A 26,610-nucleotide genomic window follows, 5' to 3' on the forward strand; every position below is an offset into this window, starting at 1 on the left:
GTCCCCCGCTCTCCAGCGCTAAAACCGGCAACGTTGATTTGCCGCCCGACGGCGGGGAAAAGTTGTGATGCAACTCTCTTTTCGCGCGATCGGCGCGCTTTTCCTTGCGCTATCCTCAGGGGAAAAGGGGGCAACTCTCGGCGATTCGCCGTAATCATGGTAAAATCGGCTTTTTTACGTACCGGGATATTTGCGATGAACTCAACCACCCAGGAAAAGCTGCTGGCGCAGGCTGAACGCCTCTGCCAGCAACGCAATGTGCGATTGACGCCGCAACGGCTGGAAGTGCTGCGTCTGATGACTCAGCAACCCGGTGCAATCAGCGCATATGACCTGCTCGATCTGCTGCGCGTCGCCGAACCGCAGGCCAAGCCGCCGACGGTCTACCGCGCGCTGGATTTTCTGCTGGAGCAAGGGTTTATCCATAGAGTGGAATCGGCCAACAGCTACGTGCTGTGCCACCATTTCGAACAGCCGATGCATACGTCCGCGCTGTTTATCTGCGACCGCTGCGGCCAGGTGACCGAACGCACCACCGAAGGCGTGGAGGAAACGCTGCAGAAGCTGGCGCAGGAAGCCGGATTTGCGCTGCGGCACAGCGTGGTGGAAGCGCACGGTCTGTGCGCCGGTTGCGTTGAAGTTGAGGCTTGTGACAGCAAGCATGACTGCGCCGAACACGATCACAGCATCGCCATCAAGAAGAAGTAAGACGAAGTCAGGTACTTCCCTGTACCTGCAGCCGGGGCGCCAGAGGATGGAGCGACGCCGGCCTGCGCTGTTGCCGGCCGCCGTCAGTGGCGGCCCTGCGTGTTACCAGCGGTGTTTGGTGTGATCTTCCCAGGCTTTCACCTCTTTCTCGGCCGCCTCTTTCTGGTAACCGTAGCGCTCCTGGATTTTACCGACTAGCTGTTCGCGTTTCCCTTCGATGACCGTCAGATCGTCATCGGTCAGCTTGCCCCATTTTTCCTTCACTTTGCCTTTCAGCTGCTTCCAGTTACCGTCGGCTTGATCTTTATTCATAGTCTCTCCGTTAACCTGTGGTGAATCAGTGATCCCTGTCGCCGGCCGGGGTTAAACAGAAATTTTTCTGGTTGATACTCCCTTCACCTTAAGAAGCACCGCTCCCCTTCATTCACCAGCCACATGATTCATTCTAGTTAAACATGGAAATAAAAAAGCCAAACATCAGAATAAAAAACCATTAAAAAGAAAAATAAACACAAAAAACGCTAACAAACAACGAACTAAACCGGAAATATTCAGGCTGGAAACATGTAAGCAAACATGAATAAAAACATAAGATAAATTAATAATTAACCCAACAAAGCGTCCGGTCTAACGTGTAGCAAACCAGCTGCCGCGCACCTGATGACGGTGCCAAATCCAACCCAGCGCCACGCCACGCAACGTCAGAAACACCGCCAGCGCCAGCCAGAGCCCGTGGTTGCCTAGCAGCGGCACGCTGAACAGCGTCAGACCATATCCTGCCGCGGCCACCGCCATACTGTTACGCATCTCGGCGCCGCGCGTGGCACCGATAAACATGCCGTCCAGCAAATAGCACCACACCCCGACCAGCGGCAGAATAACCTGCCACGGTAAATAGTGGGCGGCCAACGCGCGCAGCTCCGGCAAGGAGGTCAACGCCGCCACGATCTGCTGGCCGGTAACGGCATACGCCAGGCCGAAAGCCAACGCGACCAGCCCAGCCTGCCTGCAGGCCGCGTGCCACACCTTACGCAGTTGGCTGCCGTCCCGGGCGCCGTAGGCGTGGCCGGAATGGGCCTCCACCGCATAAGCGAAGCCGTCGAGCGCATAGGCGGTAAACGTCAGCAGGTTCATCAACACCGCGTTAACCGCCACCACATCGCTCCCCAGGCGAGCGCCGAAAATGGTCAGCGACGCAAAACACAGCTGCAGCAGCAATGAGCGCAACATGATGTCGCGATTGAGCGCCAGCAGGCGGCGCAGATCGCCACGCCAGGCCTGACGCAGCATCGCCAGGGTAATACCGCGCAGACGCATCACTCGCCACGCCAGCCACAGGCCGAGCAATAGCGTGGCATATTCGGCGATGGCGGTGGCCGCCGCCGCCCCTCGTACGTTCCAGCCCAGGCCCATCACCAGCCAGATATCCAGCACGATGTTCAGCAGGTTGCCGACGATCAGCAGGATCACCGGCGCACGCACGTACTGCACGCCGAGCAGCCAGCCCAGCAGCACCAGGTTGGCCAGCGCCGCCGGCGCGCTCAACCAGCGGATCTCAAGAAAACGCCGCGCCTGCTCCAGCACCTCGCCATCGCCGCCGACGATCCGCAGCGCCAGTTCGATCAGCGGGTAGCGCAACAGGACGATCGCCCCCCCGGCCAACAGCGCCAGCAGCAGCGGTTGCATAAAGGCGCGCGCCAGCGCCTGCGGGTTTTTCGCTCCCAGCGCCTGCGCCGCGAGGCCGGTGGTGCTCATGCGCAGGAACAGCAGCAGCATGAACAGGAAGCTGGTCGCCACCGCGCCGATCGCCACGCCTCCCAAATAGATCGGGCTGTCGAGGTGGCCGATCACCGCGGTGTCCACCAGCCCGAGCAGCGGCACGGTGATATTGGAGAAAATCATCGGCAGGGCGAGGCGCCACAGGGCTTTATCGGTGTCGCTGGTGAAGGCGGAAATCAGGCGCATGATGGGATGTTCCTGTGACAGAGTGACGAAGGGCGAAGTCAGAAACAAAAACGCCCCAAAACAGGGGCGATTGATACAGGGAGCGGCGGTGATGGCGCGGCGATTAAATCCAGTCGCCGTTGCGGATCACGCCGACCGCCAGCCCTTCGATCGTGAAATTCTGCTGGCGCAGATCGACCACGATCGGTTGGAATTCATTGTTCTCCGGCAGCAGCTCAACCACGTTACCGTGCTTTTTCAAGCGCTTGACCGTCACTTCGTCTTCGATGCGCGCGACCACGACCTGGCCGTTGCGCACGTCTTGCGTTTTGTGCACCGCCAGCAGATCGCCGTCCAGAATGCCGATGTCGCGCATCGACATGCCGTTCACCCGCAACAGGAAATCGGCGCTCGGTTTAAACAGGGAAGGATCCACCTGGTAGTGCCCTTCGATGTGCTGCTGCGCCAGCAGCGGTTCGCCGGCGGCGACGCGACCGATCAGCGGCAACCCTTCTTCTTCTTCCATCAACAGGCGGATACCGCGCGACGCACCGGAGACGATTTCGATCACGCCTTTGCGTGCCAGCGCCTTCAGGTGCTCTTCGGCGGCGTTAGGCGAACGGAACCCCAGACGCATCGCGATCTCGGCACGCGTTGGCGGCATGCCCGTTTGCGAAATATGATCGCGAATCAGATCGTAGACCTCTTGCTGTCTGGTAGTTAGTGCTTTCATTCCGCCCCCTGTTTGTTTATACAGTCTTGCTGTGAGTATATACAGGTAAGCGCGGATTGGGAACCGAAGAATAAATAAAAATCAGTCAGTAGGCGACTTTCGTCAGCCAAAATGCTGCCACAAGACCGTACCCCAAACGAACAGCGCCAGCACGATCGCCAGCGACACCGCCGCCGATCCCATGTCCTTGGCCCGCCCGGACAGCTCATGGTGTTCGCTGCCGATGCGATCCACCACCGCCTCGATCGCGCTGTTCAGGATCTCGACGATCATCACCAGCGCCACCGATCCGATCAATAAAATGCGCGCTATCGCACCCACGTCCAGCCAGACAGCCAGTATGATAGCCAGGAGGATCACCACCAGTTCCTGGCGGAACGCCGCCTCGTGTTGCCAGGCGGCGGAAAGCCCTTTATAAGAATAGCCGGCGGCCTTGATGATGCGGGTCAATCCGGTTGCTTGGTTTGCCATGTTTTCGTGCCTTTCTCAGAGGTCGGTCATAATAAAAAGAGTCTAGAACAGTCCGCGCTGACGGCTCTCGGTTTTCGAACACCACAGATCTGCTACCCGGTTTCTGGTATGCTTGCGGCGCATTGCTAACAAGAGGCTTCACGTTGTTATGTCAGGTTGGCGTAAAATTTATTATAAAATATTGAATTTACCACTTAAATTGTTGGTAAGAAGTAAGGTCATCCCTTCAGATCCGGTTACCGAGCTAGGGTTGGATCCCTCACGGCCGATTTTGTATGTTTTACCTTACAATTCCAAGGCGGATTTGCTGACGCTGCGCACCCAGTGCCTGGCGCAGGATCTGCCCGATCCGCTCAACGCGCTGGAGATCGACGGCACCGTGCTGCCGAGCTACGTGTTCATTCACGACGGCCCGCGCGTGTTCCGCTACTACACCCCGAAAGAAGAGTCGGTAAAGCTGTTCCACGACTATCTGGATCTGCATCGCAGCAATCCGGATCTCGACATTCAGATGCTGCCGGTTTCGGTCATGTTCGGCCGTTCGCCGGGCCGCGAAGGTCACGGCACGCCACACCTGCGTCTGTTGAACGGCGTGCAGAAATTCTTCGCCGTACTGTGGCTCGGCCGCGACAGCTTCGTGCGTTTCTCCAACACCGTTTCGCTGCGCCGCATGGCCACCGAGCACGGCACGGATAAAACCATCGCGCAGAAACTGGCGCGCGTGGCGCGCATGCACTTCTCGCGTCAGCGCCTGGCCGCGGTAGGCCCGAGCCTGCCGGCCCGTCAGGACCTGTTCAACAAGCTGTTGGCGTCCAAAGCGATCGAAAAAGCGGTCGAGGACGAAGCGCGCAGCAAGAAGATCTCGCACGAGAAGGCCCAGCAGAACGCCATCGCGCTGATGGAAGAGATCGCCGCCGATTTCTCCTACGAAACCGTGCGTCTGTCCGACCGCGTGCTGAGCTGGACCTGGAACCGGCTGTATCAGGGCATCAACGTCACCAACGCCGAGCGCGTGCGCCAGCTGGCGCAGGACGGCCACGAGATCGTCTACGTGCCCTGCCACCGCAGCCACATGGACTATCTGCTGCTGTCCTACGTGCTGTATCACCAGGGCCTGGTGCCGCCGCACATCGCCGCGGGCATCAACCTCAACTTCTGGCCGGCCGGCCCGATCTTCCGTCGCCTGGGCGCGTTCTTCATCCGCCGCACCTTCAAGGGCAACAAGCTTTACTCGACGGTGTTCCGCGAATACCTCGGCGAGCTGTTCACCCGCGGTTACTCGGTGGAATACTTCGTGGAAGGCGGCCGCTCCCGCACCGGGCGCTTGCTGGAGCCGAAGACCGGCACCCTGTCGATGACCATCCAGGCGATGCTGCGCGGCGGCACCCGTCCGATCACGCTGGTGCCGATCTACATCGGCTACGAGCACGTGATGGAAGTGGGTACCTACGCCAAAGAGCTGCGCGGCGCCACCAAGGAAAAAGAGAGCCTGCTGCAGATGCTGCGCGGCCTGCGCAAGCTGCGTAACCTGGGCCAGGGTTACGTCAACTTCGGCGAACCGCTGCCGTTGACAGCTTACCTCAACCAGCACGTGCCGCAGTGGCGCGAGTCGATCGATCCGATCGAAGCTCAGCGCCCAAGCTGGCTGACGCCGACGGTCAACGATCTCGCCGGCCAGATCATGGTGCGCATCAACAACGCCGCCGCGGCCAACGCCATGAACCTGTGTTCCACCGCGCTGCTGGCCTCGCGCCAGCGTTCGCTGACCCGCGAACAATTGCTCGAGCAGCTCGAGTGCTACCTGCAGCTGATGCGCAACGCGCCTTACGCCCATGACGTCACCGTACCATCGCAGACGCCCGACGAGCTGCTGGATCACGCGCTGAACATGAACAAGTTCGAGGTGGAAAAGGACAACATCGGCGACATCATCATCCTGCCGCGCGAGCAGGCGGTGCTGATGACCTATTACCGCAACAACATCCACCACCTGCTGGTGTTGCCGTCGCTGATCGCCAGCATCGTCATGCATCATCGCCGGGTATCGCGCGCCGAACTGCTGCGCCAGATTGGCATGATTTACCCGATGCTGAAAGCCGAGCTGTTCCTGCATAACGACAAGGAGCAGCTGCCGGACGTGCTGCGGCCGATGATCGACGAGCTGATCCGCCAACAGCTTATCTGCGACAAAGGCGACGAGCTGGTGCTGAACCCGGCGCGCATTCGCCCGCTGCAGCTGCTGGCCGCCGGGGTGCGCGAAACCCTGCAACGCTACGCCATCACCATGTCGATCCTCAGCGCCAACCCGAGCATCAACCGCGGCGCGCTGGAGAAAGAGAGCCGCATCATGGCGCAGCGTCTGTCGGTGCTGCACGGCATCAACGCGCCGGAGTTCTTCGACAAGGCGGTATTCTCCACCCTGGTGGCGACGCTGCGCGAAGAAGGCTATATCAACGACAGCGGCGATGCGATCCGCGAGCACACCCTCGAGGTGTACAACATGCTGAGCGATCTGATCACGCCGGAAATCAAGCTGACCATCGAAAGCGTCAACATGCCGGAAGAGACCACCATCCTGCCGCAAACCGATGCGGGAGAAGAGCAAGACGAGTGATTTCGCCCGGCGCAGAAACACAAAAGGCACCCCGAGAGGTGCCTTTTTTCTTGCTGCAGGAAACCGTTACGCCGGCAGATAGCTCAGCGCGATGCCGATAAATACCACCAGCCCGACATAATTGTTCTGCAGGAAGGCCTTGAAGCAGGCTTCGCGCTCGCGCCCGGCAATCTGCTTCTGCTGGTGAATGAACAGCGCGCCCGCCAGCAACAGCGACCAGTAAAACGCGCCGCCGAGCTGCGCCAGATAACCGACCCACACCAGCAGCAACAGCGTCACGAACTGCAACAGCCCGACGATCAGCTTGTCATAACGCCCGAACAGGATAGCGGTGGACTTGATGCCTATTTTCAGATCATCGTCGCGATCGACCATCGCATACAGCGTGTCATAGGCCACCGTCCAGCAGATGTTCGCCAGCAGCAGCAGCCAGCAGCTGAGCGGCAGCGATTCGCTGACCGCCGCATAGCCCATCGGAATGCCCCAGCCGAACGCGGCGCCCAGCACGAACTGCGGCAGGTTGGTCACCCGCTTCATAAACGGATACACCCAGGCCAGCGCCAGCGCCGCCAGCGACAGCCAGATGGTCATCGCATTCAGCGTCAACACCAGGCAGAACGAAATCAGCACCAGCACCACGAACAGCACCTTGGCCTCTTTCGCGCTCACCCGGCCGCTCGGCATCGGCCGCCCGGCGGTGCGCTTTACGTAGCCGTCCACCGCGCGATCGGCGTAGTCATTCACTACGCAGCCGGCGGCGCGCATCAGGAACACGCCGAGCACGAACACCACCAGAATCGACAGCGGCGGCACGCCTTTCCCGGCCAGCCACAGCGCCCACAGCGTCGGCCACAACAGCAACAGCGTGCCGATCGGTTTATCAATGCGCATCAAATGGCTGTAAGCCCGCCATTTACTTTGAGTCACACTTCCCTCCAACGTCTTGCTCTCCTCTCTTATGCGGGGACCGCTGAATACAGCGGTGAAGCCGGTAAAAACAGTTCGGTCAGCAGCAGCGGCTTGCCCGCCAACCGCAGCCGTGAACGACGCGCCCACAGCGCATCCTGCCGGCCGATATGGATATAGTCGCGCGTCAGCTCGCCGCTGCTGAACAGGTAGCGCCCCAGCGGCAGCGTCCCCAGATCCACCAGCGCCTGGTCGGGGCCGGTCAGCGTATGTTCCGGGATCACCGTGCGCCCCAGCAGCCAGGGCTGGTCGTCGCCCAGCAGCACCACTTCGCGCAGCCAGTAGCGCGGGCTGTCGGGCAGGTGGTTCGCCTCGTCGCCCAGCGCCTCGCGCGTGACGAAGCATTCGCGCTGCGGTTCAACGCGCACCTGGGCGCAATGGCGTTCAAATCGGCGGGTCATGGAGCCTAACTCCATCAGCCAGTCGCTGACGGCGGCGGGCGCCGGAGGATCCTGTTCGGACAACCACTCCAGCGGCGGCAGGATGGAATCCCTGATGCCAGACATTGTTTTACTCCTCGCCTGAACCGCGGCCGGTGTGGCGCGCCAGACGATACAAACTGTTAACAGGCCCCCATTGTAGCGCAGAAATGCGAAAGCGGCAGGCTGATTCGTGGCGAAAACGGCAGGCCTATCGGCCGGAAAAACCGGGGTTCTGTCATCTTTTTGCCATCCGCCTTCTCTATCTTCATTTCCCGGCGCGCTGACGATTCTGTGATCGCCCGCAAAGTTTCAGCCTCCTCGCGTTGTGTTATCTACGCGCGTAGATACCCTGATACGGCAGCGTTGAATCGCCATGCGTCCGACATGATTTGTCGGCACACCTTTGTTGCCGGCACCAGGGAAACCATCTTTAACCGCGCCCCTCCAGGCGCAGAACAAAAGAGGATAGCACTGCCATGAGCGAAACAACGCTTGCCCCTTCACAGACCGCCGACGCCGCGCTGGCGGCCGATGAACGCCTGGCAACCAAAGAGGGGCGCAGCCAATTTTGGCGCGCCACCTTCTCCTGCTGGCTCGGCACCGCCATGGAATACGTCGACTTCGCGCTGTACGGCCTGGCGGCCGGCATGGTGTTCGGCGACGTGTTCTTCCCGGAAGCCACGCCGCTGGTGGCGCTGCTGGCCAGTTTCGCCACCTACTCCGTCGGCTTCGTCGCGCGGCCGATCGGCGCGCTGGTGTTCGGCTGGATCGGCGACCGCAAAGGCCGCCGCGTGGTGCTGATCACCACCGTGGCGCTGATGGGCCTCTCCACCACATTGATCGGTCTGATCCCGTCCTATGCGCAAATCGGCGTCTGGGCGCCCACCTGCCTGGTGATCCTGCGCTTCGCGCAGGGGTTCGGTGCCGGTGCGGAACTGTCCGGCGGCGCGGTGATGCTGGCGGAATACGCGCCGGCCAAACGGCGCGGGCTGGTGGCGTCGATCATCGCCATCGGCTCGAACAGCGGCACCCTGCTGGCGTCGCTGGTATGGCTGCTGGTGCTGCAGCTGGACAAGGAAGATCTGATGAGCTGGGGCTGGCGCATTCCGTTCCTCGCCAGCATTCTGATCGCCGGTGCGGCGCTGTACCTGCGTCGCCACGTGCGGGAAACGCCGGTCTTCGAACGCGAGCTACAGCAAAACCACCAGCGCATGCTGGACGCCGCCCAGGCCGCGCCGGATACGCGCAGCTACCTGCAGCGCACCAAGGCGTTCTGGGTGATGCTCGGCCTGCGCATCGGCGAAAACGGCCCTTCCTACCTGTGCCAGGGCTTTATCGTCGGCTATGTCGCCAAGGTGCTGATGGTCGATAAATCGGTGCCGGCGCTGGCGGTGTTGATCGCCTCGCTGTGCGGTTTTCTGGTGATCCCGCTGGCCGGCTGGCTGTCCGATCGCTTCGGCCGCCGCATCACCTACCGCTGGTTCTGCCTGCTGCTGGTGCTGTACGCCTTCCCGGCGTTCTGGTTGCTCGACAGCCGTGAACCGGCGATCGTCATCTCGGTGATCGTGGTCGGCATGTGCATCGCATCGCTGGGGATCTTCGGCGTGCAGGCGGCCTACGGCGTCGAACTGTTCGGCGTGAAGAATCGCTACTCCAAGATGGCGTTCGCCAAGGAGCTCGGTTCGATCCTCTCCGGCGGCACCGCGCCGCTGATCGCCACCGCGCTGCTGTCCGGTTTCGGTCACTGGTGGCCTGTCGCCTGCTATTTTGTTGTAATGGCGGCCATCGGCTTAATCACCACCTTCTTTGCTCCCGAAACCCGCGGCCGCGATCTCAACCTGCCGCAGGATGCCGCGTAGCGAGAAGGCGAACAGGAACCCAATTTGGATAATCACTCCGCGCGACGCGTTACCCGCGCCGACGTGGCCCGCGTAGCGGGCACCTCCGTCGCCGTGGTCAGCTATGTGATCAACAACGGCCCGCGCCCGGTGGCGGAAGCCACCCGGCTGCGCGTGCTGGCGGCGATCGAGCAGACCGGCTACCGGCCTAACGACATCGCGCGGGCATTGGCCTCCGGCAGCACGCAAACCTACGGGCTGGTGGTGCCGGATATTTCCAACCCTTTCTTCGCCACGCTGGCGCGGGCGCTGCAGCAAGAGGCCTTCAGCCGCGGCCGCGTGCTGCTGCTGGGTGACGCCGGCGATGACCGGCAGCGTGAGTATGAGCTGATCAACAACCTGCTGCGCCGCCAGGTCGACGGCCTGCTGTACACCAGCGTCGATCGCCATCCGTGGTTCGAGCTGATCCGCGCCTCCGGCACGCCCTGCGTGATGATAGACACCATCGACAGCCAGGCCGGCGTCTGCGCCATCCGCGTCGACGAGCGCGACGCCGCCTGCCAGGCGACCCGCCATCTGCTGCAGCACGGCTATCGCGACATCGGCATTTTTATCGGCCCGCTGACCATGCTCAACGCGCAGGATCGCCTGAACGGCTGGCGCGATGCGCTGCTGGAGGCGGGCATTGCGCCGCGCGACGAGTGGATTTTCGAGGTGCCCTACACCCGCCAGGGCGGCTACCAGGCCACCCAGTGCCTGGTGCAAGGCCCACGCCCACGCGCCGTTTTCACCTCTAACGAACAGCAGGCGCTCGGCTGCCTGTCGGCGCTGGCAGAGCATGGGTTGCGCGCACCGGACGATCTGGCGCTGATTTGTTTTAACGGCACGCAGCAATCCGAATTCAGCGTGCCGCCGCTCAGCGCGGTCGAGCAGCCGATCGACGCCATGGCCAAGCGGGCCATCGCCATGCTGGCCGCCGGTGCCGCGCCCGCCGAGCTGCATGAATTCGCTTTTCAACTGCGCATCCGCCATTCATGCGGCTGTTAGCGGGTTTTCAGGACACCTTATATGCGTTTAATCATTGATTGCGATCCCGGCAATGGCGTCCCCGGCGCCAACGTCGACGACGGGCTGGCGCTGGCCCTGGCGCTGGCGGCCAAACCGCAGCTGCAGCTGGAGCTGATCAGCATCGTGGCCGGCAACACCCCGCGCGAAGTGGGCTTCGCCGTCGCCACCGATCTGCTGGCGCAAAGCGGCTACCAGGTGCCGGTCGCCCTCGGCGCGGCGCGCGCCCTGAGTGAGCCGCCGGAGCCGTGGCGCGCGCATCTGGACCGCCCGATCGCCGATCCCAAGCTGGCAGCGCTGTGGCGCGACTTGCCCGCGCCCTCACTCGCCAACGCGCCCGCACCGGACGCCGCCATCGCCATCGGCGAGCTGATCTGCCGCCATCCCGGCGAGGTAACGCTGGCGGCGATCGGCCCGCTGACCAACGTTGCGCACGCCATGCAGCTTTACCCGCAGATGGCGCAGGCGGTGAAAGAGATCGTAATCATGGGTGGCGTATTCAACGTCGAGGGATACATCAAGGACACCAATTTCGGCCTGGATCCGGAAGCCGCACGGCTGGTGCTGAACAGCGGCGCCGCTATCACGCTGGCGCCGCTGGACGTCACCACCCAGACCATGCTGACCCAGGCGGATCTGGCCGCGTTGACGCAGCCGGACACGCCGCTGTGCCGCTATTTGCGCGCCACCACGCAGCCGTGGATCGACTATTCGCGCCATACGCGGCGCCTGCCGGGCTGCTGGATCCATGATGCGCTGGTGATCGCCTGGCTGCTGGAACCGCAGTTGGTCACGACCGAAATGTTCCATGTGGATGTGGCGCTGGAAGGGGCGTTGACGCGCGGCAGCTCACGCCGTTGGCGGCCGGACAGCCTACGCCTGACGGTCGGCATGCCGCCGCCGCAGGGCAAGCCGGTGCGCATCATGCAGCAGGTGGACAACGCCCGTCTACTGGCGTTGATCGGCGCAACGCTGGCGCGCGGATGAAAAAAGGTGCGCCAAGGCGCACCAATCATCGAGCCAGCATCGGCAGCGCTGGGTGTTACCCCTTGCCTTTAACGCTGCTGATAAACGTTTTACGCGCAGTGGTCGAGCCCAACTTCTCGGCCTCATTCATCAGTTTCAGCGCCTTGTCGATATCGCCCGCCTTCACCGCCTGCTTGATGCCATTATTGAAGTAGCTTTCGGTATCGTTGAGCATCGGCTCCGCCGGTTTCTCTGGGGTCGGTGCCGGCGCCGCCACAGCGGCCGGTGCGGTTGATCCTACCACCACCGGCGCCACGGTCGGCGCAGGCTGCAGCATACCGATCATCACGTTGCCGGTGCCCTGTTCCGCGGTCACCTTGAGCTTCAGCGTGCCGCTCGTCGCGTGGCCGGCGATTGGATCCGGGATATCCGGCACCGCGTTGCCCACGCCCTGCGCATAGGCCTTGGCCGGATTGGTCAACTGCGTGGTTTTCGCCAAGTCCTGCCGAGTGGTGTACACCAGCAGGTAAATCTGTTTTTGACCAAGCGCCGGCGTCAGTTTCAACGTGCCTTCGAGGCGATCGGAGGACATTGCTCCCGGCGGCTGGTAAGGGAAATAGCTGCTCGGGTAATACGCCGCCGGGCGCAGATGCTCGTCCAGCACCAGCACGCTCGGCGCGTACAGCGAATTGTTTTTAGCGAGGCTGCTCAGCGTCACTTCCAGCGAGCCGCGATCGGCCGGCAGCGTATAGGCGGCGATCGCCCCCTGGATCTCGCCCTGATTGAGCTGCGGGCTGACGGCGTCGAGCTTCACTTCTTGCGACACCGGCGGCTGCAGCGGCTGCCACGGCAGGCTTTGCAGCGTGGCGGCGCTGATGGCCGGCGCGACGGAAACGTTAGCCGGCGTCTCGGCGTTGGCCGCCAGAGGCGCGCCGACGGTCAGCGCCAGCGACAGGCAGAGTGACAGCAGATTCTTTTTCATCGTTATATCCTCTTTCAGCACCGCGGCGGATCAGGCAAGAGATCCGGCCGCGGCGAATGCGGTTGGGGGAGAGCCGGCGGCCCTCCCCGTCCTGTCGTCGTTACCACCAAATTTCCATCTGGGCGCCGAAGGTGACTTCGTCATCCTTGCCGCGGCTGAAGGTATGCATGCTGGTGTCGTTGTAAGCGGTGCCGGCGTTATACCCGGTGTCATCGCCGGTGGCGTAGCCCCACTTCTCGTCCCACTTGGCGTAGGTGGCGAACAGGCGGATGGCCGGACGCGACCAGATGCTGTTGCCCGCCTGCCATTGCTGCGCCAGGGTCACTTTATACTGGCCGTTGCGATCGCCGGTGCGCTGGGATTTGACGTTGTCATAGCCCGCCTCCAGCAAGGTGCTCATGATCGGCGTCCATTTGTACATCGGGCGCACGCCCACGGTGTACCAGGTGGTGCCGTTGTTGTTGTCGCGGTCGATGTCCTGGAACATGGCGACGTACATCAGTGCCCACTGATCGTTGAAGTCGATGGCGCCGTGATCCAACACGCGGATCATCTTGCCGTTGTTATCAATGGTGGCGCCTTCGTTGCGGCCGTTGTTCTGCGAGGTCATCGAGTCGGTGGCGTACTGCAGCACGAACTTGTTGTAACCGTTCAGGATACTCTGCGTGTGTTCGGCGGTGAACATCCAGCCGTCTTTGCTGGCGCCGTCGGCCAGGCGGTAGTTATCCTGCGCATTGGCGCGGCCGTAGTCCACGCCCAGCTCCAGGGTGCCGCCCGGGTTCAGCTCCAGCCCGGCCAAGCGCACGTCGAAGGTGTCGTTGACGGTTGGACGCTGTTTCCATTCGTTATCCAGGTAGCCGTAAGAGCCGCCGGACTCCGAGTTGCGGGTCACGGCAGCGGACAGCTTGCCGAAGCCCAGATCGATGTTTTCCAGACCGGCGCCCGGGCCGGAGATATCCCAGTAGTAGAAGTCGATCATATGAACGTCATGACGCTGATAGAAGCGCTTACCGGCCCACAGCGTGGAGCCCGGCAGCCACTCGATCAGGTTTTTACCCTGCACGTTGACTTCGCGGAAGCCCGGGGTCACATCTTCCCAGTCGGAACGCTGCGAGACCGAATAGGCCAGGTTAGTGTCGAAATAGAAGCTCTTGTCGCCTTCTTTCCACACTTCCTGCCCCAGTTTCAGTTCGGCGTAGGTTTCGCATTCGTTGCCGAGACGGTATTTACTCGCGGCGCCGGTGGCCTTGAAGCACTGTTGCTCACCGCCGCTGCCGGTCCAGCCGATGCCGGAACGGGCATAACCGTGGAAATCCACGGCCAGCGCCTGAGTAGAGAGAACACCGGCGGCGACAGCCAGTGCCAGAGGAAGTTTGCGCAGAGTAGTCATCATTATTCTCCTGTTATACCGACTTTGATGCTTTAAACGCCCGGCTCCTGGTGCAGCCGTTTACATGCCGTACCGTCTTCACGGAACAGGTGGCAGCGGTGAGGCGGCAGGCCGATGGCGAATGTGGCACCTTCTTCTACCAGCACCACGTCATTCTGGCGGTACACCAGGTTTTGACGGATGGCCGGGATTTGGATGTGGATTTGCGTCTCGTTGCCGAGCTGCTCCACCACCTGTACGTCGCCGGTAAGCCGCACTTCTGAGGCTTCGCCGGGCAGCAGATGTTCAGGGCGAATGCCCAGTGACAGGTTGGCGCCGGGTTGAACGCCCGCGCCTTCCACCGGCAGCCAGACCAGCTGGCGGTTGGGCAGTTCGACCTGCACCTGTTGCGGCTCCGCCGCGGTCACCTTGACCGGCAGGAAGTTCATCTTCGGCGAGCCGATAAACCCGGCGACGAAGCGGTTGGCCGGGTAGTGATACAGTTCCAGCGGCTTGCCGACCTGCGCCACGCGACCGGCATCGAGCACCACGATCTTGTCGGCCAGCGTCATCGCTTCGACCTGATCGTGGGTGACGTAAATCATGGTGCGCTGCAGGCGCTTGTGCAGACGGGAGATCTCGATGCGCATCTGCACCCGCAGCGCGGCGTCGAGGTTGGACAGCGGTTCGTCAAGCAGGAATACGTCCGGCTCGGCCACCAGCGTGCGGCCGATCGCCACGCGCTGACGCTGCCCGCCGGACAGCGCCTTCGGCCGCCGGTCGAGCAGGTGCGCCAGTTGCAGCACCTCGGAGACCTGGTTCACCCGTTGATTGATTTCCGCTTTCTTGGCGCCGGCCAGCTTCAGGCCGAACGACATGTTGTCCGCCACCGACAGGTGCGGATACAGCGCATAAGATTGGAACACCATGCCGATGCCGCGCTCGGAAGGCGGCACCTCATTCATACGTTTCTCGCCGATCAGCAGTTCGCCGGAGGTGATGTCCTCCAGCCCGGCTATCATGCGCAGCAGCGTCGATTTACCGCAGCCCGAAGGCCCGACAAACACCACAAACTCGCCGTCTTCGATGGTCAGATTGACGTCTTTGGAAATCACGGCCTCACCGAAGGCCTTATAAACGCTGCGCAGTGTCACGCTAGCCATGCGTTACTCCCCTGCTTTCGCAGTTAACATGTCGTGTGAAAATGGCGGAGGCAAAGCCCGCCAAAACCCATTGATGACCCTCTTGCTGCGCGCCGTGCTGCCATGCCAACGGCAAGGTCGCCTCAGACGGCGCGGCCGCCTGAGTATAAGGCTGCAGGTTTATCAGCGCTTCAAGGCATTGATCCTGATGGGTAATAAGTAAGCGCACCACGCCATCGCGCTGGCTGACTTCGTTCAGTTCGCCGTGCTGGATGAGCGGCGAACGACGCAGGGCCAACAGCGCCTGGCAGTAACGTAAGGTGGAGTGGCTGTCGTGCTGTTGGCGGCTGATGGCCAATGCGCGGTGTTCGATCGCCACCTGTTGATACCAGCTGATTTCGCCGGCGGTGACCTGTTCGGGGGCTTCGTGCCACGGCATCGGCGTTTGCGCGCCGCGCGGATCTTGCAGGCCGGCGGCATGCGGCAGCCCCAGCTCCTCGCCCTGATACAGGCAGATTGGCGCCGGTAGCATCGCCAGCAGCGTCAGAAAGGCGGCGGCGGAACGCAGGTCGCCCTGCCCCCAGCGGCTGACCACCCGGGGCTGATCGGCGTCCCCGGTGCTCCACAGGCTGTCCGCCAATGTGGTACGACGGGCGTGCAGCACCGCCACCAGCTTCTCCGCGCTGAACGGCATCACGTCCAGCGCCAGCGCACCGTGGGCGAACCGCCGCGGCGCGACGGCATTGCGAACGCGGTTGGCTTCATCGCCGTACCACAGCGTCAGCCCTTCGCCCGTCACCGTCGCCTCGGCCCCCGGCGCCAGCGTCTGCGGCAGCAACAGGCCGTCGATCGACAGCGCTTTCAGATACGGCAGCGCCGCCAGCATGCCGTGCGCGTCGCCCACGCCGTCCCCGTTTCCGTCACGGAAACTGGCCGGATGGATCCGGTACAGGGTGGGCTGAGTAGCGATAGGCATTGACGACATAAATCCGGTATCCCTGCTGCGCGTGGCGTTGAAAATCAATGGGCCGATAGTGCGGGAGTCGCCGGAAAGGGTAATCATCCGTAACAGGATTTTTCATGGGGGAGGAGGCGGGAGGATGAGAGAACGACCGCGGCGATGAGAAGTTCCGCGCTTAAGGCAATTCTGTGATCCGGCTGGCAAAAATCGCCCCCCTATTTTGTGCCTGACGCCACAGAATAGAGCGCAACGTTAACTGGATCACACTCCTCATCTCAGGGGCGTAGAGGGGGGGAGGATGAGAATATGTCGCGTTGTGACCCACTATTACCGCGAAACGTCTCTCCTTGATTTATGTGCCCACAAAAAGAAGGACTGGATTATGACTCGCAGCATTACCCTCGCCCGCACGCTGGCGCTCTCGGCACTGGCCACCCTGGTGCTCTCTTCTTCCGCCTTCGCCAAGATCGAGGAAGGCAAACTGGTTATCTGGATCAACGGCGACAAGGGCTATAACGGCCTGGCCGAAGTCGGCAAGAAATTCGAAAAAGACACCGGCATCAAAGTCACCGTCGAGCACCCGGACAAGCTGGAAGAGAAATACCCGCAGGTGGCCGCCACCGGTGACGGCCCTGACATCATCTTCTGGGCCCACGACCGCTTCGGCGGCTATGCGCAGTCCGGCCTGTTGGCCGAAATCCACCCGTCCAAAGCCATCCAGGACAAGCTGTTCCCGTTCACCTGGGACGCCGTGCGCTATGACGGCAAGCTGATCGGCTACCCGATCGCCGTCGAAGCGCTGTCGCTGATTTATAACAAAGACCTGGTCAAACAGCCGCCGAAGACCTGGGAAGAAATCCCGGCGCTGGACAAACAGCTGCGCGCCAACGGCAAGAGCGCCATCATGTGGAACCTGCAGGAACCCTACTTCACCTGGCCTATCATCGCCGCCGACGGCGGTTATGCCTTCAAGTATGAAAACGGCAAATACAACATCAAGGATGTCGGCGTCGCCAACGCCGGTTCGCAGGCCGGTCTGCAGTTCATCGTCGATCTGGTGAAAAACAAACACATCAACGCCGATACCGACTACTCGATCGCCGAAGCCGCGTTCAACAAAGGCCAGACCGCGATGACCATCAACGGGCCGTGGGCCTGGAACAACATCGAGCAGAGCAAAATCAACTACGGCGTGACGCTGTTGCCGACCTTCAAAGGCAAGCCGTCCAAGCCGTTCGTCGGCGTGCTGACTGCCGGCATCAACGCCGCCAGCCCGAATAAAGAGCTGGCGACCGAGTTCCTCGAGAACTACCTGTTGACCAACGAAGGGCTGGCGGACGTCAACAAAGACAAGCCGCTGGGCGCGGTGGCGCTGAAGTCCTACCAGGAAGCGCTGGCCAAAGATCCGAAGATAGCGGCCACCATGCAGAACTCGCAAAACGGGGAAATCATGCCGAACATCCCGCAGATGAGCGCCTTCTGGTACGCCGAACGCAGCGCGGTGATCAACGCCGTCAGCGGCCGTCAGACTGTGAAAGCCGCGCTGGACGACGTGCAGACCCGTATCACCAAGTAACGACGTCGTGCGGGGTGCCACGGTGCCCCGCCGTTGCTTCACAGAAAGGAACGCCCTATGCAATTCGCTCACGCCGGGACGCCCGCGCGTAAAAAATCGAAGTGGTGGCAAAGCGACGCGCTGAAATGGCTGGTGGTCGGCCTGTTCAGCCTGGTGACCTGCTACCTGATTGTGTTGATGTATGCACAGGGTGAATACCTGTTCGCCATCCTGACGCTGATCCTGGTCAGCGCCGGGCTTTACGTCTTCGCCAACCGCCGCGCCTACGCCTGGCGCTATGTGTATCCCGGCGTCGCCGGCATGGGGCTGTTCGTCCTGTTCCCGCTGATTTGCACCATCGCCATCGCTTTCACCAACTACAGCAGCACCAACCAGCTGACTTTTGAACGCGCGCAATCGGTGCTGATGCAGCGCCAGTTCCAGAGCGGCCAAACCTTTACCTTTGGCCTCTACCCGGCGGAAAACCAGCAGTGGCGCCTGCAGCTGACGCCACCGGACAGTGAACAGCCGCTGATCTCCGAGCCTTTCCGCCTCGACGCCGCCGCGCCGCAAACCCTGAAACTGACGGCGCAGAACGCCGCGCCGCAGGGCGAACGCGCCACGCTGCGGGTGATTACCCAGAACCGGCAGGCGCTGAGCCAGCTGGTGGCGCAACTGCCCGACGGCGGGGAATTGCGCATGAGCTCCCTGCGCCAGTTCTCCGGCACCCGCCCGCTGTATGCGCTGGACAAAGACGGCAGCACGCTGACCAACAATCAGACCCAGGTACGCTACCGGCCAAACGGCGACATCGGCTTCTATCAGGCGATCAACGCCGACGGCGGCTGGGCGCAGGAAACCCTGAGCCCGGGTTATACCGTCACCACCGGCTGGAAAAACTTCCTGCGGGTGCTGCAGGACGAGGGCATCAAAAAACCGTTCGTGTCGATCTTCATCTGGACCATCGTGTTCTCGGTGATGACGGTGATCCTCACCGTGGCGGTCGGCATGGTGCTGGCCTGCGTGGTGCAGTGGGAGGCGCTGAAAGGCAAGGCGATCTACCGCGTGCTGCTGATCCTGCCCTATGCGGTGCCATCGTTCATCTCGATCCTGATCTTCAAAGGTTTGTTCAACCAAAGCTTCGGCGAGATCAACATGATGCTCAGCCATCTATTCGGCATCAAACCGGCCTGGTTCAGCGATCCGCTCACCGCCAAGAGCATGATCCTGATCGTCAACACCTGGCTCGGCTACCCCTACATGATGATCCTGTGCATGGGGCTGCTGAAGGCGATCCCGGACGATCTGTACGAAGCCTCGGCGATGGACGGCGCTAACCCGTGGCAAAACTTCTTCCGCATCACCTTCCCGCTGCTGATCAAGCCGCTGACGCCGCTGATGATCGCCAGCTTCGCCTTCAACTTTAACAACTTCGTGCTGATCCAGCTGCTGACCAACGGCGGCCCGGACATGATCGGCACCACCACGCCGGCCGGCTATACCGATCTGCTGGTCAGCTACACCTACCGCATCGCCTTCGAAGGCGGTGGCGGGCAAGACTTCGGGCTGGCGGCCGCCATCGCCACGCTGATCTTCCTGTTGGTGGGCGCGCTGGCGATCCTGAATTTAAAAGCCAGCAAGATGAACTTCGATTAGGGAGAATAACGATGGCCATGGTTCAACCCAAATCCCAGCGCCTGCGCCTGTGGATCACCCATATATTGATGCTGTGCTTTATCGCCCTGATCATGTTCCCGCTGCTGATGGTGGTCGCCATCTCGCTGCGCGCCGGCAACTTCGCCACCGGCAGCCTGATACCGGAAACCCTCTCCTGGGATCACTGGCGGCTGGCGCTCGGCTTCAGCGTCACCCACGCCGACGGCAGCGTGACGCCGCCGCCGTTCCCGGTGCTGCTGTGGCTGTGGAACTCCATCAAGATCGCGGCGATCACCGCCATCGGCATCGTGACGCTGTCCACCACCTGCGCCTACGCCTTCGCCCGTATGCGCTTTCGCGGCAAGAGCACGTTGCTGAAAAGCATGCTGATCTTCCAGATGTTCCCGGCAGTGTTGTCGCTGGTGGCGCTGTACGCCCTGTTCGATCGCCTGGGCCAGTACATTCCGTTTATCGGCCTGAACACCCACGGTGGCGTGATCTTCGCCTACATGGGCGGCATCGCGCTGCACGTCTGGACCATCAAGGGCTATTTCGAAACCATCGACAACTCGCTGGAAGAAGCGGCAGCGCTGGACGGCGCCACGCCGTGGCAGGCATTCCGTCTGGTGCTGCTGCCGCTGTCGGTACCGATTTTGGCGGTGGTGTTCATTCTGTCGTTTATCGCCGCCATCACCGAAGTGCCGGTCGCGTCGCTGCTGCTGCGCGATGTGAACAGCTACACGCTGGCGGTGGGGATGCAGCAATATCTCAACCCGCAGAACTATCTGTGGGGCGACTTCGCCGCCGCCGCGGTGCTGTCGGCGATACCGATTACCGCCGTGTTCCTGCTGGCGCAGCGTTGGCTGGTGGGCGGCCTGACGGCCGGCGGCGTGAAGGGGTAATTTGTGCCACTGCAGTGCGTTTGATGTTTTTCCTTATCTTTTACCCTATGGATTTCAAGTTACAGCTAGGCAACCAGCTCGCTAAGCCCAGGCGCTTACTTCAGTAAGTAACTGGGGTTAGCGAGTGCAGTCAACAACGCTGTCGCTTGAAAGACGACGGGTAATTATATCCTGTGTCTTTGGCGGCCTTTGGCCGCCATTTTTATCGCTACTCCCGTTTCAGCCGGTCGGTATTGGCCAGATAGAGCGTCACCACCAGCACCAATATCGCCGCGGCGTAGATCAGGGTATCGATGGGGTTTTTGTGGTCCACGATAATCAAACGAATAATCGCGGTAATGCCAATGTAAATAAAATAGCGCAACGGAAAATGATAACCCGACTCAAAATACTTGACGATCAAGGCGATAAATTCAAAGTACAGGAAATAAATCACGATACCTTCAATCAACAGGTAAGAAGACGACTCTTCGCTGTTGATAAATAACACCTTCGCCAGATGGATGGTTTCCTTGACCAGAAACACCACCAGAATTGCCGCCAGCAGCAACAAGCCCACGTTCAGCACTCGCTGCAGTCCTTTAGCTATCATTATCGAACGCGACGTTTTTGCCATAAAACCTCTCTCTGAATGCCGCTTATATGATTCAACTGTGCCAATATAGGCATTGTCTTAAAAATTATGCCCCGCGCGAAAGCACTTTAAACCCCATTTAATTCATAAAGTTATAATAAGATGTTTCTGGCTTATAGATTTGTAGCAAATCGAAATGTCAACTATCATGGGTCACAGAGATCTTTACATAAAACCAATAACCTCGAATTAACAAGGGAATTCTTTATGCGCGCTAAACTTAACGGACTGGTCGCTGCGGGCCTGTTTACCTGTGCATTGTCCGGCCACGCCGCCGGCCTGGTAGCCCCTGACAACGATCTGCGTAACGATCTCGCCTGGTTGTCTGACCGCGGCGTTATCAACGTCAGCCTGTCCACCTGGCCGCTGAGTCAAGAAGAGATCAGTTCCGTTATCGCGCAGGCCAAGCCGGTGACCAACACCGAGAAAAACGTCATTGACCGCGTACAACGTCGTGTCGATGCCCTGAAAGCCAACATCCGCGTCAGCGGTTACGCGTCGACCGATAAACCCGGCACCCCGCAGGGCTTCGGCCAAAACGAGTACGCCGACGATCGCCTGACCATCGGCGCCGGCGCCAACGGCGAGTTCTGGGACGTGCGTCTGCAGGGCTCGGTGGAAGGCGATCAGCGCGTCAGCGACGGTTCCAAATTCAATATGAACGGCTCCTACGGCGCGGTGAAAATCTGGAATCAGTGGCTCTCCTTCGGCGAGGTTTCCCAGTGGTGGGGACCGGGTTACGACGGCAGCCTGATCCGCTCCGACGCCGCGCGCCCGGTGGCCGGCTTTATGCTGCAGCGCGCCGACCAATCACCGTTTGAAACCCCGTGGCTGTCGTGGATCGGCCGCTGGCAATATCAATTGTCCGCCGGCCAGCTGTCGCAGTACAGTTCTGTCCCACATACCAAATTGTTTGGCGGCCGTTTCACTATGATGCCTACCGACTTTCTGGAGTTGGGCGCTTCACGCGTCATGATGTGGGGTGGTGAAGGCCGCCCTCACTCCTGGAGTTCCTTCTGGGATGGCGTAACTGGCAACGATAACACCGGCGATCCGAAAAACGATCCGGGCAACCAACTGGGCGGATTTGACTTCAAACTCAAGCTGCAGCCGCTCATCGGTCTGCCGGTCAGCCTGTATGGCCAAATCACCGGCGAAGATGAAGCCGGTATGCTGCCTTCGCATAATGCCTATCTGTTGGGCCTGGAAGGGCACCCAGAGTGGGGTCCAACGACCATCAACTGGTATATCGAAGGGGCGGATACACGCTCCGATGGCCACGACAATAATGTGATGTATTACCACTACGTCTACAAGGGCGGTTACTACCAGCAAGGTTATCCGCTGGGTCATGCGATGGGCGGAGACGGCCAAATGCTGTCCGGTCGCGTGGAAATGGTGCTGGACGATGGCCAACGTTGGAGTACCCGACTGGTGTACGCCAAAGTGAACCCGAACAACCAAACTATCAACCGGGCGTTCCCGCGTTCCGATACGCTGAAAGGCATTCAGCTCGGCTGGGGTTACAGCTTCGATTCTCAGGTTAAATTCGATACCAGCCTGTGGTACACCGACAACGATCACAGCACCGCCGATGACGTGGGCGCGGGCGTCAGCTTCGAAGTGCCAATCAATCTGTAACTTTCGCAGACGTAAAAAAACCCGCCGCGGCGGGTTTTTTATTGGCTTCAGCTCAGGCGCTTAGCGCCATTCCTTGAAGCGGTTGATCAGCGCATTGGTCGAGCTGTCGTGACTGCTGATTTTCTCGCTGCCCGCCAGCTCCGGCAGGATGCGGTTAGCCAGCTGTTTGCCCAGCTCCACGCCCCACTGATCGAAGGTGAAGATGTTCAGGATCGCGCCCTGAGTAAAGATCTTGTGCTCGTACAGCGCGATCAGGCTACCCAGGCTGAACGGGGTGATTTCACGCAGCAGGATCGAGTTGGTCGGACGGTTGCCTTCAAACACTTTGAACGGCGCCACGTGTTTGACCTGTTCAGGGGTTTTACCCTGCGCCGCGAACTCGGCTTCCACCGTCTCCAGCGACTTGCCGAACGCCAGGGCTTCGGTCTGCGCGAAGAAGTTGGACAGCAGTTTGGCGTGGTGATCGCCCAGCGGGTTATGGCTGATGGCCGGCGCGATGAAATCGCACGGCACCAGCTTGGTGCCCTGGTGGATCAGCTGGTAGAACGCATGCTGGCCGTTGGTGCCCGGCTCGCCCCAGATGATCGGGCCGGTCTGGTAATCCACCGGATTGCCGTTGCGGTCGACGTACTTGCCGTTGGATTCCATGTTGCCCTGCTGGAAGTAAGCGGCAAAACGGTGCATGTACTGATCGTACGGCAGAATGGCTTCGGTTTCGGCGCCGAAGAAGTTGTTGTACCAAATACCGATCAGCGCCAGCAGCACCGGCAGGTTTTTCTCCGCCGGCGTTTCGGCGAAGTGCTTATCCATGGCGTGCGCGCCGCTCAGCAGCTGCTCGAAGTTGTCGTAACCGATGGACAGCGCAATCGACAGACCGATCGCCGACCACAGGGAGTAACGGCCCCCTACCCAGTCCCAGAACTCGAACATGTTGTCGGTATCGATGCCGAACTCGGCCACCGCTTTGCCGTTGGTGGACAACGCAGCGAAGTGCTTGGCCACGTGCTGTTGATCGGCGGCGCTGCTCAGGAACCAGTCGCGCGCGCTGTGGGCGTTGGTCATGGTTTCCTGAGTAGTGAAGGTTTTGGAAGCCACCAGGAACAGCGTAGTTTCCGGATTCAGCGGCTGCAGCGTTTCGGCGATGTGGGTACCGTCAACGTTGGAGACGAAGTGCATGTTCAGGTGGTTTTTATACGGGCGTAGCGCTTCGGTCACCATGTAAGGGCCGAGATCCGAACCGCCGATGCCGATGTTCACCACGTCGGTGATCGGCTTGCCGGTGTAGCCTTTCCACTCGCCGCCGATGACGCGCGCGCAGAACTGTTTGATCTTGGCCAGCACCGCGTTCACTTCCGGCATCACGTCTTTGCCGTCGACCAGGATCGGGCTGTTGCTGCGGTTGCGCAGGGCAACGTGCAGCACCGCGCGATCTTCGGTGCGGTTGATCTTCTCACCGGCGAACATCGATTTGATGGCGCCTTGCAGATCGGTTTCTTTCGCCAACGCCTGCAGCTTCTCCAGGGTTTCCTGCGTGATGCGGTTCTTGGAATAGTCCACCAACATTTGATCGTTGAAGGTCGCGGAGAACCTGGAGAAACGATCGCTGTCCTCGGCGAACAGGTCGGCGATCCGTACGTCTTTCATCTGTGCATAATGTTGCTGCAGGGCTTGCCAAGCAGCGGTTTGACTAGGATTGATATTTTTCATAGCAACACTCTTAGGCTTGAGAATAAAAATGACGCGTTTGTCCGATTGTAGCCTGTTCGACTGTGATTATGATCGCTTTTCTTGCGATAGGCGCTAACTGTCAACGCATTGCCGCCTCGTTTCAGCTTTCACTCTATACTTTTGGCTAACGGCCTGTTATCGGGGTTGCCGAATTGTCATCAGGCTGTGTCATCGTTACTTATTTCGTCATTTGAAAGGGATCTCGCTTATGGAATTATCCGCCCCGCTTATGTTGGTGCTTATCGGCCTGGCGTCGCTGCTGGCGCAGTGGCTGGCCTGGCTGCTGCGTCTGCCGGCCATTTTGCCGTTGCTGCTGTTCGGCATCGTGCTCGGCCCGACGGTGCATCTGGTGCAGCCGGATCTGCTGTTCGGCGATCTGCTGTTTCCACTGGTGTCGCTGTCGGTGGCGATCATCCTGTTCGAGGGGGCGCTGACGCTGCGCTTCGAGGAGATACGCGGCCTCGGCGGCGTGGTGCGTAATCTGGTCACCGTCGGCATGCTGGTCACCTTTCTGGTCATCAGCCTCGCCAGCTGGTGGTTGCTGGATTTCCCGCCGGAGCTGGCGGCGCTGATCGGCGCGGTGACGGTGGTGACCGGGCCGACGGTGATCGCTCCGCTGATGCGCGTGGTGCGACCGAATGCCAACATTAACCAGGTGTTGCGTTGGGAAGGGATCGTCATCGATCCGGTTGGCGCCATCTTCACCCTGTTGGTGTTCGAGTTCATCGTACTGAAGCAGAATGCGGAGTCCTATACCCACCTGTTTTGGACGCTGGGCGTCACCGCCACCGTCGGCCTGATCGCCGGCGCGCTGTTCGGCTACCTGCTCGGCCTGGCGCTGCGCCGCGTCTGGCTGCCACGCTACCTGCAGAACCTGGCGGTGCTGGCGATCATGCTGACCGCCTTCGGCGTTTCCAACGCCATCGCCGACGAATCCGGCCTGTTGACCGTCACGGTGATGGGCATCTGGCTGGCCAACATGCGCGACGTCGATACCAGCGATATTCTGGCGTTCAAAGAAGAACTGTCGGCGATCCTGATCTCGGCGCTGTTCATCATTCTGGCGGCGCGGCTCGACATCCAGGCGCTGTGGAACATGGGCTGGCCGCTGCTGCTGCTGCTGCTGGCGGTGCAGTTTATCGCCCGGCCGCTGTGCATCGCGGTCTCGACCTGGCGCTCTTCCCTGCATTGGCGCGATCGGCTGCTGCTGTGCTGGATCGCCCCGCGCGGCATCGTGGCCGCGGCGGTCAGCTCGCTGTTCGCGCTGACGCTGCAGCGCAGCGGCTATCAGGGCGCCGACCGGCTGGTGACCGTGGTGTTCGCCATCATCATCGGTACCGTGGTGTTGCAAAGCCTGACCAGCGGCATGATGGCGCGCTGGCTGCGGGTGCAGCAGCAAAAGCCGCGCGGCGTACTGATCGTCGGCGCCAACAGCGTGGCGCGCATGCTGGCGCAGGCGCTGATCAAGCTGAACGTGCCGGTGATCGTCACCGACAGCAGTTGGGAATACTACCGTCAGGCGCGTATGGACGGCATTCCGGCCTACTATGGCCACGCCTACTCCGAACACGCCGAGAACTACCTCGATCTGAGCAATATCGCCCAGGTGTTGGCGCTGTCGCCCAATCGCCACCAGAACGCGCTGGCGGTCTACCACTTCGGCCATCTCTTCGGCGAGGATCACGTGTTTGCCATCCGTTCGGGGGCGCCGCTGAAAGGGCGCGGTGCCAGCGCGGAAAGTTCGCGTTTCCGCCGGCATGAAATTTTATTTAATCAGGAAGCCACCTACGGCCGCCTGAGCAGCCTGCTCGCCAGGGGGGCCACCATCAAAGCAACCAAATTGAATGAAAATTTCGGTTGGCTGGAGTATTTGGAGAAACATCAGGGTGTTATCCCGTTATTCAGCCAAAAGGAGGACGGTTCTCTGCACCCGATTGGCGCCGGTTCCACGCCCACGATGCCCTGTACGCTTATCGCGCTGGTACAAGATGAAAATCCCTCACCGTCCGTACGTTGACAGAATGGCGATAACCGGCTATTCCTAACAGCCTACTTGCGCACCCGGTGCGCAAGCCAGAAGAGGCGCGTCGCCCAGGTAGAGTGTCAGAGGAGCCGTTTCTCCGTTGACGGCACCCGAGGGGGAGCGACGCCGAGGTACGATAATGGCCGGCCATTATCGTATCGACTACAGGGGCTGAATCCCCTGGGTTGTCACCAGGGGATCGCCACAGGGCGATCGACAAGGTGGGGCGCTTCTGGGTGTATCGTAGCCTGACCTCTACGCCTGCCCCCTGTTTACCGCTCTCCCCTTGT

At 60.8% G+C, this 26,610-nt stretch carries 22 protein-coding genes and 1 riboswitch; of the genes, 10 read left to right on the forward strand and 12 right to left on the reverse strand.

Annotation, left to right across the window (positions count from 1 at the left end):
* Window positions 1-195: 195 nt before the first annotated feature.
* On the forward strand, window positions 196-708 hold the full coding sequence (gene zur, locus GUC32_RS22160) for a zinc uptake transcriptional repressor Zur (protein ID WP_015379223.1): 513 nt from the start codon (window positions 196-198) through the stop codon (window positions 706-708).
* Window positions 709-810: 102 nt separating this feature from the next.
* Here zur and GUC32_RS22165 read toward each other — a convergent pair whose 3' ends face one another.
* The 4 genes from GUC32_RS22165 to GUC32_RS22180 form a co-directional block, all read right to left on the reverse strand.
* Window positions 811-1,020: a CsbD family protein gene (locus GUC32_RS22165; RefSeq protein WP_004936743.1), complete on the reverse strand. Its 210-nt coding sequence runs from the start codon at window positions 1,018-1,020 to the stop codon at window positions 811-813.
* Window positions 1,021-1,335: 315 nt separating this feature from the next.
* Window positions 1,336-2,673: an MATE family efflux transporter DinF gene (gene dinF, locus GUC32_RS22170; RefSeq protein WP_369435435.1), complete on the reverse strand. Its 1,338-nt coding sequence runs from the start codon at window positions 2,671-2,673 to the stop codon at window positions 1,336-1,338.
* 103 nt (window positions 2,674-2,776) lie between these two features.
* Complete coding sequence (gene lexA / locus GUC32_RS22175) at window positions 2,777-3,385, reverse strand: transcriptional repressor LexA (RefSeq protein ID WP_025160136.1); 609 nt, start codon at window positions 3,383-3,385, stop codon at window positions 2,777-2,779.
* A gap of 102 nt (window positions 3,386-3,487) precedes the next feature.
* A complete protein-coding gene (locus GUC32_RS22180) occupies window positions 3,488-3,856 on the reverse strand; it encodes a diacylglycerol kinase (RefSeq protein ID WP_369435436.1) in 369 nt (122 codons plus the stop codon).
* 148 nt (window positions 3,857-4,004) lie between these two features.
* On the opposite strand from GUC32_RS22180, the gene plsB reads away from it, so the two are divergent.
* The gene (gene plsB / locus GUC32_RS22185; RefSeq protein WP_060434712.1) at window positions 4,005-6,470 is read left to right on the forward strand and encodes a glycerol-3-phosphate 1-O-acyltransferase PlsB; all 2,466 of its coding nucleotides are present in this window, start codon (window positions 4,005-4,007) and stop codon (window positions 6,468-6,470) included.
* Between the two features lie 66 nt (window positions 6,471-6,536).
* Here plsB and ubiA read toward each other — a convergent pair whose 3' ends face one another.
* Both ubiA and ubiC read right to left on the reverse strand, forming a co-directional pair.
* Window positions 6,537-7,409: a 4-hydroxybenzoate octaprenyltransferase gene (ubiA, locus tag GUC32_RS22190; RefSeq protein ID WP_369435437.1), complete on the reverse strand. Its 873-nt coding sequence runs from the start codon at window positions 7,407-7,409 to the stop codon at window positions 6,537-6,539.
* Between the two features lie 17 nt (window positions 7,410-7,426).
* Entirely contained in the window at window positions 7,427-7,942 is a 516-nt protein-coding gene (gene ubiC / locus GUC32_RS22195) for a chorismate lyase (protein WP_025304456.1), read from the reverse strand.
* Window positions 7,943-8,334: 392 nt separating this feature from the next.
* On the opposite strand from ubiC, the gene GUC32_RS22200 reads away from it, so the two are divergent.
* The 3 genes from GUC32_RS22200 to GUC32_RS22210 are packed head-to-tail and all read left to right on the forward strand — an operon-like array spanning window position 8,335 to window position 11,748.
* Window positions 8,335-9,717, forward strand: coding sequence for an MFS transporter (locus tag GUC32_RS22200; protein WP_025304457.1), 1,383 nt, complete (start codon window positions 8,335-8,337; stop codon window positions 9,715-9,717).
* Between the two features lie 24 nt (window positions 9,718-9,741).
* A complete protein-coding gene (locus GUC32_RS22205; protein WP_025304458.1) occupies window positions 9,742-10,743 on the forward strand; it encodes a LacI family DNA-binding transcriptional regulator in 1,002 nt (333 codons plus the stop codon).
* Window positions 10,744-10,764: 21 nt separating this feature from the next.
* Window positions 10,765-11,748 carry a nucleoside hydrolase gene (locus GUC32_RS22210; protein WP_025304459.1) on the forward strand — a complete coding sequence of 328 codons (984 nt, stop codon included), beginning with the start codon at window positions 10,765-10,767 and terminating at the stop codon, window positions 11,746-11,748.
* A 55-nt stretch (window positions 11,749-11,803) separates the two neighbouring features.
* Here GUC32_RS22210 and malM read toward each other — a convergent pair whose 3' ends face one another.
* The 4 genes from malM to GUC32_RS22230 form a co-directional block, all read right to left on the reverse strand.
* Window positions 11,804-12,709 carry a maltose operon protein MalM gene (gene malM, locus GUC32_RS22215; protein ID WP_025304460.1) on the reverse strand — a complete coding sequence of 302 codons (906 nt, stop codon included), beginning with the start codon at window positions 12,707-12,709 and terminating at the stop codon, window positions 11,804-11,806.
* Window positions 12,710-12,809: 100 nt separating this feature from the next.
* Window positions 12,810-14,099, reverse strand: coding sequence for a maltoporin (locus GUC32_RS22220; RefSeq protein WP_025304461.1), 1,290 nt, complete (start codon window positions 14,097-14,099; stop codon window positions 12,810-12,812).
* A gap of 32 nt (window positions 14,100-14,131) precedes the next feature.
* Window positions 14,132-15,241, reverse strand: coding sequence for a maltose/maltodextrin ABC transporter ATP-binding protein MalK (gene malK / locus GUC32_RS22225; protein ID WP_025304462.1), 1,110 nt, complete (start codon window positions 15,239-15,241; stop codon window positions 14,132-14,134).
* The gene (locus tag GUC32_RS22230) at window positions 15,234-16,205 is read right to left on the reverse strand and encodes an alpha-amylase family glycosyl hydrolase (protein WP_025304463.1); all 972 of its coding nucleotides are present in this window, start codon (window positions 16,203-16,205) and stop codon (window positions 15,234-15,236) included. Before GUC32_RS22230 ends, malK begins: the two co-directional genes overlap by 8 nt.
* A 358-nt stretch (window positions 16,206-16,563) precedes the next feature.
* On the opposite strand from GUC32_RS22230, the gene malE reads away from it, so the two are divergent.
* From malE to malG, 3 genes are read left to right on the forward strand one after another with little or no spacing between them, the layout of a single operon-like run.
* Entirely contained in the window at window positions 16,564-17,757 is a 1,194-nt protein-coding gene (gene malE, locus GUC32_RS22235) for a maltose/maltodextrin ABC transporter substrate-binding protein MalE (RefSeq protein ID WP_193402387.1), read from the forward strand.
* 57 nt (window positions 17,758-17,814) lie between these two features.
* Window positions 17,815-19,392 (forward strand): maltose ABC transporter permease MalF, encoded by a 1,578-nt coding sequence (gene malF, locus GUC32_RS22240; protein ID WP_043139655.1) that lies wholly within the window; start codon window positions 17,815-17,817, stop codon window positions 19,390-19,392.
* A gap of 11 nt (window positions 19,393-19,403) precedes the next feature.
* Window positions 19,404-20,294 (forward strand): maltose ABC transporter permease MalG, encoded by an 891-nt coding sequence (gene malG, locus GUC32_RS22245; RefSeq protein WP_025304466.1) that lies wholly within the window; start codon window positions 19,404-19,406, stop codon window positions 20,292-20,294.
* Window positions 20,295-20,502: 208 nt separating this feature from the next.
* Here malG and psiE read toward each other — a convergent pair whose 3' ends face one another.
* Window positions 20,503-20,910 (reverse strand): phosphate-starvation-inducible protein PsiE, encoded by a 408-nt coding sequence (gene psiE, locus GUC32_RS22250; RefSeq protein ID WP_015379238.1) that lies wholly within the window; start codon window positions 20,908-20,910, stop codon window positions 20,503-20,505.
* A 225-nt stretch (window positions 20,911-21,135) separates the two neighbouring features.
* Here psiE and GUC32_RS22255 point away from each other — a divergent pair, with 225 nt between their 5' ends.
* A complete protein-coding gene (locus GUC32_RS22255) occupies window positions 21,136-22,569 on the forward strand; it encodes a capsule assembly Wzi family protein (protein WP_369435438.1) in 1,434 nt (477 codons plus the stop codon).
* A gap of 60 nt (window positions 22,570-22,629) precedes the next feature.
* On the opposite strand, the gene pgi is transcribed toward GUC32_RS22255, so the two are convergent.
* Window positions 22,630-24,276, reverse strand: a complete 1,647-nt coding sequence (gene pgi, locus GUC32_RS22260) for a glucose-6-phosphate isomerase (RefSeq protein WP_043139648.1) — start codon at window positions 24,274-24,276, stop codon at window positions 22,630-22,632.
* 229 nt (window positions 24,277-24,505) lie between these two features.
* On the opposite strand from pgi, the gene GUC32_RS22265 reads away from it, so the two are divergent.
* Window positions 24,506-26,314 (forward strand): sodium:proton antiporter, encoded by a 1,809-nt coding sequence (locus tag GUC32_RS22265; RefSeq protein WP_127146299.1) that lies wholly within the window; start codon window positions 24,506-24,508, stop codon window positions 26,312-26,314.
* 52 nt (window positions 26,315-26,366) lie between these two features.
* A riboswitch (Lysine riboswitch) is annotated at window positions 26,367-26,560 on the forward strand.
* Window positions 26,561-26,610: the final 50 nt, after the last annotated feature.

This window comes from Serratia sp. NGAS9, from assembly GCF_009905295.1.
Taxonomy (GTDB): Bacteria; Pseudomonadota; Gammaproteobacteria; order Enterobacterales; family Enterobacteriaceae; genus Serratia; species Serratia bockelmannii.